Annotated in this window: 9 protein-coding genes and 1 pseudogene; 3 read left to right on the top strand and 7 right to left on the bottom strand. The window is 53.0% G+C overall.

Features of this window, described 5'->3' with window-relative positions; genetic code table 11:
• Nucleotides 1-41: 41 nt before the first annotated feature.
• The 3 genes and pseudogenes from allD to allE all read left to right on the top strand — a co-directional run.
• Nucleotides 42-863 (top strand): annotated as a pseudogene (allD, locus tag DA718_RS21240) (ureidoglycolate dehydrogenase); the annotation flags it as partial.
• Between the two features lie 21 nt (nt 864-884).
• Complete coding sequence (gene allC / locus DA718_RS21245) at nt 885-2,120, top strand: allantoate deiminase (RefSeq protein WP_112217237.1); 1,236 nt, start codon at nt 885-887, stop codon at nt 2,118-2,120.
• A gap of 10 nt (nt 2,121-2,130) precedes the next feature.
• Entirely contained in the window at nt 2,131-2,913 is a 783-nt protein-coding gene (gene allE / locus DA718_RS21250; protein WP_112217236.1) for a (S)-ureidoglycine aminohydrolase, read from the top strand.
• Between the two features lie 600 nt (nt 2,914-3,513).
• On the opposite strand, the gene glxK is transcribed toward allE, so the two are convergent.
• From glxK to hyi, 7 genes are all read right to left on the bottom strand, one after another.
• Nucleotides 3,514-4,659, bottom strand: a complete 1,146-nt coding sequence (gene glxK, locus DA718_RS21260) for a glycerate 3-kinase (RefSeq protein ID WP_112217235.1) — start codon at nt 4,657-4,659, stop codon at nt 3,514-3,516.
• Between the two features lie 22 nt (nt 4,660-4,681).
• On the bottom strand, nt 4,682-5,989 hold the full coding sequence (locus DA718_RS21265) for a uracil/xanthine transporter (RefSeq protein ID WP_112217234.1): 1,308 nt from the start codon (nt 5,987-5,989) through the stop codon (nt 4,682-4,684).
• 231 nt (nt 5,990-6,220) lie between these two features.
• A complete protein-coding gene (gene allB, locus DA718_RS21270) occupies nt 6,221-7,582 on the bottom strand; it encodes an allantoinase AllB (RefSeq protein ID WP_112217233.1) in 1,362 nt (453 codons plus the stop codon).
• A gap of 131 nt (nt 7,583-7,713) precedes the next feature.
• Entirely contained in the window at nt 7,714-9,168 is a 1,455-nt protein-coding gene (locus tag DA718_RS21275; RefSeq protein ID WP_112217232.1) for an allantoin transporter, read from the bottom strand.
• A gap of 210 nt (nt 9,169-9,378) precedes the next feature.
• Complete coding sequence (locus DA718_RS21280; RefSeq protein WP_112217241.1) at nt 9,379-10,635, bottom strand: MFS transporter; 1,257 nt, start codon at nt 10,633-10,635, stop codon at nt 9,379-9,381.
• A 52-nt stretch (nt 10,636-10,687) separates the two neighbouring features.
• Nucleotides 10,688-11,566, bottom strand: coding sequence for a 2-hydroxy-3-oxopropionate reductase (gene glxR / locus DA718_RS21285; protein ID WP_112217231.1), 879 nt, complete (start codon nt 11,564-11,566; stop codon nt 10,688-10,690).
• Between the two features lie 97 nt (nt 11,567-11,663).
• Nucleotides 11,664-12,440, bottom strand: a complete 777-nt coding sequence (gene hyi, locus DA718_RS21290; protein ID WP_112217230.1) for a hydroxypyruvate isomerase — start codon at nt 12,438-12,440, stop codon at nt 11,664-11,666.
• Nucleotides 12,441-12,445 lie beyond the last annotated feature (5 nt).

Below are 12,445 nucleotides of genomic sequence, written 5' to 3' on the forward strand. Positions count from 1 at the left end.
AAACACCATCATACACTAAATCAGTAAGTTGGCAGCATCACCGCATTTTGCATGCCGATAACGCCGCCGGTCAGGTCGCCGCCAAAATGGGTATGGAGCAGGCGATAGAAATCGCCCGGGAAAACGGCGTGGCCGTGGTCGGCATCCGGCGCATGGGGCATAGCGGCGCGATCTCTTACTTCGCGCAGCAGGCGGCCCGGGAGGGGTTTATCGGACTTTCGCTGTGTCAGTCAGACCCGATGGTCGTGCCATTTGGCGGCGCGGAAATCTATTACGGCACCAACCCGCTGGCCTTTGCCGCACCCGGCGAGGGCGACGATATCATCACCTTCGATATGGCCACTACCGTACAGGCCTGGGGGAAAATTCTCGACGCCCGCTCGCGTCATGAAACCATCCCCGATAGCTGGGCGGTGGATAAAAACGGCGCGCCGACCAGCGACCCGTTTGCCGTCCACGCCCTGCTGCCGGCTGCCGGTCCAAAAGGCTACGGCCTGATGATGATGATCGACGTCCTCTCCGGCATTTTGCTCAACCTTCCCTTTGGCCGTCAGGTCAGCTCGATGTACGACAACCTGAGCCAGGGGCGTGAGCTGGGTCAGCTACATATCGTTATCAACCCGGAGTTTTTCTCCTCCAGCGCGTTATTCCGCCAGCATATCAGCGACACCATGCGCGAATTAAACGCCATTACGCCAGCCCCTGGATTTAACCAGGTTTATTACCCGGGGCAGAACCTGGATATCAACGAGAAAAACAGCGCCGTCGACGGTATCGAGATCGTTGATGAGATTTATGACTATCTGGTTTCGGACGCTTTATACAACCGCTCTTATGAAACCAATTCCCCTTTTGCTCAATAAATTAAGATACAGGAGTTGCGTATGGCTAATTACTTTCGACAGGCAATTGAAGAGACACTGCCCTGGCTTTCCTCCTTCGGCGCTGACCCTACCGGAGGCATAACCCGCCTGCTCTACTCGCCGGAATGGTTACAGGCGCAGCAGGCGTTCAAGCAAAAGATGAGCGAAAGTGGGCTGGAGACGCGCTTTGATGAAGTCGGCAACTTGTATGGTCGCCTGCCCGGTTCGCGCTTTCCCGACGAAGTTATCCTTAGCGGCTCGCATATTGATAGCGTGGTCAACGGCGGTAATCTTGACGGCCAGTTCGGCGCGCTGGCGGCATGGCTGGCGGTTCGCTGGCTCAAAGAGACCTACGGCGAACCGCTGCGTACCGTCGAAGTGCTGGCGTTAGCGGAAGAAGAAGGTAGCCGCTTTCCTTATGTGTTCTGGGGCAGTAAAAATATCGTCGGCATCGCCAACCCGGCGGACGTTCGCGATATCAAAGACACCAAAGGCGTGGCTTTTGTTGATGCCATGAAGCAGTGCGGCTTCACGCTACCCGCCGCGCCGCTGGCTCCGCGCCGCGATATAAAAGCCTTCGTTGAGCTGCATATCGAACAGGGCCGCGTACTGGAAACCAACAAGCAGTCCATCGGCGTGGTCAACGCCATCGTTGGGCAGCGCCGTTACACCATTACCCTCAACGGCGAATCCAACCATGCCGGCACGACCCCAATGGGCTACCGCCGCGATACCGTCCACGCCTTCAGCCGCATCTGCTGCGAATCTATCGCCAAAGCAAAAGCCCACGGCGACCCGCTGGTGCTCACCTTCGGTAAGGTCGACCCGCAGCCGAACACCGTCAACGTGGTACCGGGTAAAACGGTCTTTACCATGGACTGCCGCCATACCGACGCGTTTGAATTAACGGCCTTTACTGAAGTGATTGAAGCCGATATGCGGCGGATCTGCGAGGAAATGGATATTGGTATTGAGATTGACCTCTGGATGGATGAAGCCCCGGTACCAATGGATAAAACCCTGGTCGCCCAGCTCACCGCGCTTTGCGAAAAAGAGAAGGTGAATTTCCGCGTGATGCACAGCGGCGCGGGACATGACGCGCAAATTTTCGCCCCCTGCTTCCCGACCTGCATGATCTTTATGCCGAGCATTAAAGGCATCAGCCATAACCCTGCGGAAAGTACGCATATCGACGATCTGGCGGAAGGCGTGAAAACCCTTGCATTAATGCTGCATCAACTGGCCTGGACTGAATAAGGAAAAAATAATGGGATATTTAAATAATGTAGTGGGTTATCGCGACGATTTACTGGCCAGCCGTTCCATCGTACGCCACGGTAATTATGCGCTGTTGACGCCGGATGGCCTGGTCAAAAATATTATTCCTGGCTTTGATAATTGTGATGTGACGATTCTGTCGACGCCGAAATTAGGCGCAACCTTTGTTGACTATCTGGTCACGCTGCATGAAAACGGCGGCAATCAGAGCGGCTTCGGCGGCGAAGGAATTGAAACCTTCCTGTACGTGATTGAGGGTGAAATCATCGCCCAGGCACAAGGCAAAACCTTCCCGTTGGCCAAAGGTGGCTATATTTATTGCCCGCCGGGCGAGAAGGTCATCTTCACCAATAGCCATTCAGGCGATAGCCAGCTATTCCTCTACAAGCGCCGCTATGTTCCGGCAGAGGGCCACGCGCCGTATCTGGTCACCGGCAACGTTAGCCAGCTTGAGCGGATTCATTATGAAGGGATGGAAGACGTTATTCTGATTGATTTCCTGCCGAAAGAGCTGGGCTTCGATATGAACATGCATATTCTCTCCTTCGAGCCGGGCGCCAGCCACGGCTATATCGAAACCCACGTGCAGGAGCACGGCGCTTATATTCTTTCCGGCCAGGGCGTTTATAACCTCGACAATAACTGGGTTCCGGTGAAAAAAGGCGATTATATCTTTATGGGCGCTTATTCACTGCAGGCAGGATACGGCGTCGGACGCGAGGCGTTTAGCTATATCTACTCGAAAGATTGCAACCGCGACGTTGAGGTCTGATTACCACTGATTAAGTTCACTTTTTTGTTTAGCTATGTTGGATTTTGCCACGGTGAAAACCGTGGCATTTTTTATACCCTAAATAATTCGAGTTGCATGACAAAGCACTTGTGCTTTGAACAGCGCTTGCGCTGGCCCCGTAGGGACGAGGCCGTAGGCCGAGTAACGCGGCAAGAGAGCGACAAATTCGTCGGGAACGAATTTGACCAGCCGAAGGCTGGCCTCCGGTGAGAGGCAGGAGCCTCTCATTAATCCCCAGGAGCTTACTCAGGTAAGTGACTGGGGTGAGTGACAAATCTGTCAGGAACAGATTTGAACACCGTATCGCGGTGGCCCGTAAGGGCGAGGCTCATGGATGAGCCGAGTAACGCAGCCAACGCACATGCAACTTGAAGTATGACGGATATATTGCCCGGCGGCGCTTCGCTTGCGCGGGCCTACGGGTAAATCTCGCAGCTTTCCCAAGCCGGGTAAGGCGTCAGCCGCCACCCGGCGAAATGCGGGCGCAATAGCAAAGACGGATTTGTTACCCATCTCATAAAATTTTTTTTGTTTAGCTATGTTGGATTTTGCCACGGTGAGAACCGTGGCATTTTTTGTTCAGGCGGGAATGTTCTGGCCAAGCTTGATCGCACAGGCAATATTGCGCGCGCTGGCGTAAAGGTTTTGTTCACCGCGATCCAGCACGTCGGCCAGCGGCGCGAGCGCAGGCAAAATACTGAATACCGCATCAATACCGTGCTGATGCACCGCTTCGACGCCATCGCCCAACACGCCCGCAATACCGATAACCGGTATACCGTGCTTTTTAGCGATTCGCGCCACGCCGATGGGCGCTTTACCGCCGACGGTTTGCGAATCAATCCGCCCTTCACCGGTGATCACCAGATCCGCATCGCGTAGCGCCTCCTCCAGATGAACGGCCTCAATCACAATATCGATGCCCGGCTTCAGCGCCGCGTTAAGGAATACGCGAGCCGCAACCCCCATTCCCCCCGCAGCGCCGCCGCCGACAATCGCCGTCACATCCTGACCGGTCGCCGTCATCAGTACCTGAGCATAATTTTGTAAACCACGCTCCAGGGCGACAACCATTTCCCTGCTGGCCCCTTTTTGCGGGCCAAAAACCGCCGCTGCGCCGCGCTCGCCGAGCAGCGGGTTATCAACATCGCAGGCCACGTCAATCCGGCACTCTTTCAGGCGCGGATCGAGTTCACGCAAATCAATGCTGGCCAGCCGCTCTAAAGCACCGCCGCCGAGGCCGACGCTCTCGCCACGCTCATCAAGAAAACGCGCCCCCAGAGCCTGAGCCATACCCATTCCGCCGTCCACCGTGGCGCTACCGCCAATGCCGAGAATGATATGGCGAACACCAGCGTCCAGCGCGTGGCGAATCAGCTCTCCGGTACCGTAGCTGGTGGCCCGCACGGGATTACGCTCACCGGCAGGAACCAGCATCAGCCCGCTGGCCGCCGCCATTTCAATAAACGCGGTTTGCCCATCACCGCTCAGGCCATAGAAGGCACCAACAAAGTCCCCCATCGGCCCCATTACCGGCAGCATCACCATTTTGCCCTCGGTAGCCTCAACCATCGCCTCAACCGTCCCCTCTCCGCCGTCGGCTATTGGCAGGCAGATGCACTCCGCCTGCGGGAAAATAGAGACAAAGCCCGCTTTAATTGCTTGTGCGCAGCGGCTGGCGCTCACGCTTTCTTTGAAAGAGTCCGGTGCAATAATAATTTTCATTGTTCGTCCTTTTTTGCTGTCATTACTTAATACGATCCCAGGGAATGAGATTTTCCATGACCACCGCCAGCAGTACGCCGATTAATAAGCCGTTGCCCAATAGTGGTCGAATTGTCAGGGGGAGCGTCTGGAGATAGACCGGCGGCAGCCCCATTAAAAAGATGCCGACAAATAGCGGCAGCGCCAGCCGGTAGATATTTCGTGCCGTGAAGGTAATTTGCTTACTGAAAGATAAGCTCGAATATAACAACGGAAGATATGAGACCAGCATGACTGCGCTGCTAATCGGCAACGGTAATGTGGTAAAAAAATGGGTTAACGGCGTAAATAACCCAACCAGTAGACAGCACAGGCAGCCGATAATAAACGGCTGGCGCGAAGTTTCTCCGGTTTGGGTTAATAATCCTATCGACGAAACAAAAGGCGAAAACGGCACCACGCTGAGCGGAACCGTAATTAACGTCATTAATCCGGAGATAATAAAACTCCGTCGATAACGGGTATTGCTGGCGCCCTGTTCGGGGTAAAAAACGTCGGTGCCGCGAATCGCGCCGTAGGTGTTGGTAATATTCACCAGCCCCGCCAGCAATGCCGTCAAAATAATGCCCGAGCGTAATTCGCCGCCGTAGCCGAGCGGAAACCACTGCCAGTGAATCGGCCCGGACGCCGCCGTGGCAGGCGGAGTACGGAACAGCAGATACCAGCTTGCCCATCCCACCAGCGTCCCCACCAGCAAGGCGTAGCGGGCGATGCCGTCCGGGAGGAATATAATCATCCCCAGCACCAGAATCATCACCGCCAGCGCGAGACCAAATGGTGCCAGTTGAATCGCCACGTTGGCCTGCGTCGAGCTAAAAGGCAGTCCGAGCATACCTTTGAAAAAAATAGTGGTGAGCTGCGCACCGAGCAGCAGCATAAAAAAGACCATCACCGTCGGGCTGAAGAGCTTCGCCAGGCGATGACCGATGCCGCTGACGCCAATGATGATAGTCAGAACAGCAGAAAGAAATATACCGACCGCCAGGCTGGTCGCAATGCTGTCGAACGCCGTACCGCGGGCGGCTTCGCCGACGGTAATGGTGAGGATCGTGCTCCACCAGAGTCCCGTCGGGCCCTCCATAATGGCGCGGCGGTGACCAGATATCGCCTGCGCCAGGCAGGCCAGCCCGGTGGTGATAAAACCGTACTGGGTGAGCGTGATAAGCGCGCTGGCCGGGAGCTGAAAAGCGGACTGTAGTGTCGGCGGTACCACAACGGTGTTGCAGAATATAAAGAAGAACCATTGAAATCCCGCCAGGATGTTTCGTTTATATAGCGGCAATACCATCATGATGAAATCCTGAAACAGCGCCTGCCGTTAAACAGGCGCTAAATATGGAATTGACCGAGGGATTTCCCGGAGGCGGCGCGATGCGCCTGTCCGGGCTACTCACCCGCAAACGGTTGTGAACCCGTACGCCACCAGGAAGATGCCACGCCTATACATCAGGTTCGGCACATTTCCCGGAGGCGATGCTACGCATCTGTCCGGGCTACAAACCGCACTCGGTCCGGGTTACCGTTACTGCTGATGCTTAAGGATAAATTTCCCTTTCGGCGCGTGCGGGAAGCCCTGCTCGATGTCATAAATTACATCGCCGCGCAGGATGGTTTTGGTGATACGCGCACCAATCTTACGACCCACGTACGGGCTGACTTTATGGCGATACTCAAGGTCTTCCGCCTGCAGGATGTAGCTGCTGTTCGGCTGAATAAACACCAAGTCGGCATCTTTGCCTGGGGCAATACGACCTTTATGCTTAAGGCCGAAAATATCAGCAGCGTTAGTCGCCATCAGACGGGCAAATTGCGGCAGTGACATACCGCGCTTCTGCACCGCTTCATCAAACATCACGTCCATGCAGCTTTGCAGACCGGCAATCCCGCCCCAGGCCTGCATGATGTTGCCCGCCTTCATTTCCGGCGGGCACGGAGAGTGATCAGAGACCAGGCAGTCGATTTCACCGTTGAACAGTTTTTCCCACAGGCCTTTCTGGTTTTCCGCGTCGCGGATCGGCGGAGAGCACTTCGCCAGGGTGCCAATCTCTTCGAACTGATCGGTATCCAGCACAAAGTAGTGTGGGCAGGATTCACAGGTAACGTCCTGCCCTTCCTGACGGGCGCGCGTGACTTCGGCAACCCCTTCCGGGCTGCTGACGTGGCACACGTGCAGGCGGCAACCGGCGACTTTCGCCAGATACAAAATGCGGCGAATCGCCTCAACTTCGGTGAATACCGGGCGGGACGCGACGTAATCATGGGCGGTAACGCGACCTTCCCTTTTCGCCTCTTCGCCCAGCTCATCGCAGATCAGCGCGTTTTCGCAGTGCACCAGCACGGTCTGCTTCATTTCGGCCAGCTTTTGCACGCCTTTGAAGAACTGCCAGTCGTTGACGTCGCGGAAATCGTTGTCGATACCACGATCGCCGCAGGTGGCGACGAAGCATTTGAAGCCCACAACGCCCACTTCATCCAGTTCATGCAGACGGTCCAGGTTATAGGAGACCAGTCCGCCAAGCTGCGCGGCGTCGATGGTCAGCTTGCCCTTCGCCGCATCAAATTTCAGCTCGATAGTTTCGCGATCGACGGTAGCAGGCAGCTGATTCAGCGGCATTTCAATCATCGTAGTGATGCCGCCTTTTGCCGCCGCGCGGGTACCGGTTTCGTAACCTTCCCAATGGGTACGGCCCGGTTCAGAGATGTGCGTATGCGCATCGACCATCCCCGGCGAAACGATCAGGCCCGAAGCATCCATCACCTGCTTCGCTTCACCGAGGTTTTCACCGATAGCGGCGATTTTACCGTCGGTTACTGCGATATCCACCACCCGAGATTCGTTTTCCAGAATAACGGTGCCGTTTTTAATGATTAAATCAAAAGACATATAAAACCCCTTGTATGTGTACAGATAAGTAACCCGCCATACTTCTGTTTGCAGCCATGCGGGCTGTAATACGAATGGCTTTGGGTATTGATGTTTCGTCCATGAAATAAAACTTCCTCACGATAATAAAATCAGTTAGCCACACCCGGGCGCGAAGCATTATTCGGCAGCGCCCGTTTTTTAAGTAATGAGTACGCCGCAAAGGCGACAATAACGCCAACAAACCAGGACACGCGGGAGAAAGGCTCCAACAGCGGAATAAACTTCCCACCGAGCGACAAAATAACCGCCACAATCGTTACAACAAATGCAGTGACGTTAAATCCATTATCAAAATATTTATAATCACCGGGCGCGGTATACAGTTCGTCAAGATTAATTTGCCCACGCATGACGACAAAATAGTGCGCCATCATCACCCCAATAACCGGGCCAAGCATGCCGCCGATAATATCGAGGAAGAGATAAATACTGTCCTGATTCTCCATTAATTTCCACGGACAAATCAGCAGGCTAATAATACTGGCAATCAGTACGCCATTTTTATACGTCAGTTTCGTGGGGGCAATCGCCGCGATTTGATAGCCCGCCGGAATAATATTACCGGTAGCATTGGTTGAAATCGTGGTCATCAATATCACCAGCACCGCAAAGAAAGAGGCAAACAGGCTGTCCCATTTCTGCACAATATCCAGCACGTTCCAAGTATCCATGCCGTAATGGATACTGGCACCAGCGATAATGCACACCCCGGCAACCGCAAACAGAATATAAGCCACCACCAAGCCAAGGGTTTGGCCAAGAGCCTGATCGCGAAACGAGCGCGCGTTCTGGGTAAAGTCAGACGCGCTCACCGCTGGCGCCGCCCATACGGCAACCACCGCATTGATGACCACCAGGAACAAGAAACCAGTATGTTCCGCTTTTGCCACCCCGGTCGGCAGGTAGTCAAGGATCGGGCCGATCCCCACCAGCGAGATAGCCCAGATTGCCATGCCGCCGAAGACAATATAGATACAGGGATTCAGTATCGCGGTGAATTTATTGAGAACTTTTCCGCCACCAAAACCAATACCAACGTTAATCAACCAGAAAACCAGAAAGGCGATCAGCCCCGGTAGCGACAGCCCCAGCAGCTTAAAATCACCGCCGAGCGTCAGAAACGATGGCCATAGTTTTCCTAATAAGATCAAAAAGGCCAGCGATCCTGCGTAGCATTGCAAACCAAACCACATAATCGCCGCAATGCCGCCCCTGAGCAGTCCGGGTAATAGCGCCCCGCGCACGCCATAAGAGGCTCGTAATATCATGGCGAAGGGTACCCCGTATTTACTTCCGGCGGCACCGTTAAACACCATCACCAGTGCAATAATAAAAGCGCTCAATATTATTGCCATCATAATACTAAACGTCGACAAACCTAGAATAAAAAAACCGCCAACCATCACATAATTAGGTACGTTGTGTACGGAGCCCATCCATAAAGTAAAGTAGTTAAATGTTTTCCAGTTACGCTGCGATTCTATTTTTGGTAATAGATCGTCGCTATAACCCCTGGCTTTGTAGAGATCTTGAGCTTGTTCCATAATTCCCTCTTAATACGCATCGGATTACGTTTGTAAACAGGTTTAGCTATGTGGAACAAAAAATTATTATGCTTATTTATACCCTAAATAATTCGAGTTGCAGGAAGGCGGCGACGCTGGGAGTCCCCAGGAGCTTACTCCAGTAAGTGACTGGGGTGAGCGAGGAAAGCCAACGCACATGCAACTTAAAGTATGACGGGTATATATTTATTATACTGGGATTGTCTTAGGCCGTATTTTGTTCTTACGCAAAGTAATGAGCGCAAACAGTATTGTTCCGGTAATCACTAATCCGGCAGACATCACAAAACTAATTTCTTTTGAACCGGTCAGGTCGGAAATAAAACCGGTGAGCGTCGGTGCAACCACTGCTGAACTCATACCAAAGAAATTAAATAAGCTGAAGGCGCGACCTAATGTTTTTGCCGATGCCTGCTCGGAGACGAACGAGATAAGTATCGGGTCAACGGCCATTTTGCCCAGCAGTCCATACAGCACCAGGCTAATCATCAGCATGGTGGTATTCGGCGACAGAACGGTAAACATCAACATGGCTGCGGCGACAATCTCCAGCCCGAGAATAACTTTAACTTTACTGTCGCGGAATTTATCCGAGAGATGGCTAAAGAACAGCGCGCCCGGAACGCCGACAACCGCCACCAGTGCCGAAGCAAAACCAATTGCACCGCCGTCAAACCCGCGTTCGGTCTGTAGGTATGAAGGCAGCCAGGTCACAATCAGATAGTAGCCGTAGCAGGTGCAAAAATAGAGGAAGTACACGCTGCACAGCAGTGGGGAAAACAGCGGTGCTGATTTCTCTTCAGCGATCGGCGCTGACGCCGCCGTGCTATTTTTGTTCTCCGCCGCAGCAGGCTCTTTCAGCTTGCGGCGAATCACAAGGGTAAATACGCAGAGCATAACGACCAGAATCGCAGCGACGATAAACAACACGTTTTGCCAGGCCATGTTCATGCTTTTCACGAGAATACTTGAGCCGATCAGGCCAATCCCCATCCCGATGGCGGAGCCGCTGTTGATGATGGCGTTAGCCAGCGCCCGGCGCTCCTGCGGCACGTTGGCCGACGAGAGCGAATAGGCGGAGCTAAAGAAGGAGGCGCAGCCCGCACCGGCCAGTAATGAACCGATATAAATCAGCGTCAGATTTCCCGCATTAGCGATACTCAACGTACCGATAATAAATAGCGAAAAACCGCACATCAGCATAATTTTCTGGCCCAGCTTATCAACCAGAATACCGCAGGGGATCTGCATTCCGCAGTAGGCCAGAAAATAGAAGCTGGCAATCGCGCCAATTTCAGCATTGCTGACGTTACCTAAGGAAGCCTGAATTTCCGGATAAATAGGTGTTAATACGGTACGATAAATCCATATTGCCACCCATCCCAGACTCATTACGACGACTATTTTCTTCCAATAGTCGATACCCGTTTTATTGATTTTATCCATAAACTCACCACAGAGGTTTAGAAATGCTGCCGCAATCGACAGCATTTTATTATTAAGATATTTTATGATTCGCCATTAGTTCCAGGGCCTGAACTAAAGATGAATGGTCTAATTCACTACCACCGTTTGCAGCACAGGTATTAAATAGCTCCTGACAGGTTGCCGTATTCGGTAAATTAAGCGCCAGCGCTTTCGCGCTCTGCAGCGCCAGATTAAGATCCTTCTGGTGCAGAGAAATTTTAAAACCCGGATTAAACGTCCGGTTCAGCATTCTTTCACCGTGTACTTCCAGAATACGCGAAGACGCGAAGCCGCCCATTAGCGCCTGACGTACGCGAGCCGGATCCGCACCGGCTTTAGAAGCAAAAACCAGCGCTTCGGAGACCGCTTCAATATTCAGCGCCACAATAATCTGATTGGCGACTTTACAGGTCTGTCCGTCGCCGTTACCGCCAACAAGGGTGATGTTTTTACCCAGAATATCAAACAGCGGTTTGACGCGATTAAATACGCTTTCTTCACCGCCAACCATAATCGAGAGCGTCCCTTCACGCGCGCCGATTTCCCCACCGGATACCAGCGCATCCAGATAATCAGCGCCCAAATCCCGCACCTGCTGGGCAAAACGTTTGGTTTCAATCGGCGAGATGGAACTCATATCAACGATGGTTTTCCCCTTCAGCGCCGCTTTCGCGCAGCCGTGTTCGCCAAACAGCACTTCGGCAACCTGCGGGGTATCCGGTACCATGATAAAAATAATCTCGGACTGCTCCGCGACCTGCTCTGCGGTTGCCAGATGCTGTGCGCCCTGCAAAAGCAGTTCATCGGCAACCGGGCCAATGGTGGTAACGTGCAGAGCGTGGCCCGCTTTCGCGAGCCGGACCGCCATCGGGGTGCCCATAATACCCAGACCAATAAATCCCAGTTTCATAAGTGTCCTCTTAGAATTTCTGTTTTGATTTACCTGGGCAATAGTTATCCCTTCCTGGAAATGGAATAATAAATACTGCCCAAAGATAAATTAAGAATTAACGGTAGTGATTAAACCATGTCAGTCCCGCTTCAGTGGTGCTCAACGGTTTATATTCGCAGCCGACCCAGCCGTCATAATTAGATTTATCGATAAATTTAAAAAGATAATCATAATTAATTTCACCGGTTCCCGGCTCGCCGCGATTTGGATTATCGGCAATCTGTAAATGGCCAATACGATTAGCATAAGTTTGCATCGTATGGGTTAACTCTCCCTCCATGCGCTGCATATGGTAAATATCGTACTGAATTTTCAGATTATCACTGCCGACCTCGTCAATCAGCGCCAGCGCCTGATGGGTGGTATTCAGATAAAAGCCCGGCATATCAAAGTAATTAATCGGCTCAATCAGCAACAGAATACCTTCCTGGGCCAACGCGGCGGCGGCAAAACGTAAATTCGCCACCAGCGTTGAGCGAATATGTTCTTCGCGGTAGCCCACCGGAGTTTTGCCGACCAGGCAGTTAATTTTTCGATTGCCCAGCGCTTTGGCATAGCGAACTGCGGCGTCAACACCCTCACGAAACTCCGCTTCGCGACCGGGAATACAGGCTATGCCGCGCTCCCCTGCCGCCCAGTCGCCAGCGGGTAAATTGTGTAAGGTATGCTCCAGCTGGTTGTCGCTCAGCTTTTGCTTTAATACCTCGGGCGCATAGTCATACGGGAACATAAATTCAACGGCGCGAAAACCGCAGGCCGCCGCTTTCTCAAAGCGATCCAGAAAATCATATTCCAGAAATAACATCGAAAGGTTGGCAGAAAAGCGCAACATAGGTT

Origin of the sequence: Klebsiella huaxiensis (genome assembly GCF_003261575.2) — a bacterium.
GTDB lineage: Bacteria > Pseudomonadota > Gammaproteobacteria > Enterobacterales > Enterobacteriaceae > Klebsiella > Klebsiella huaxiensis.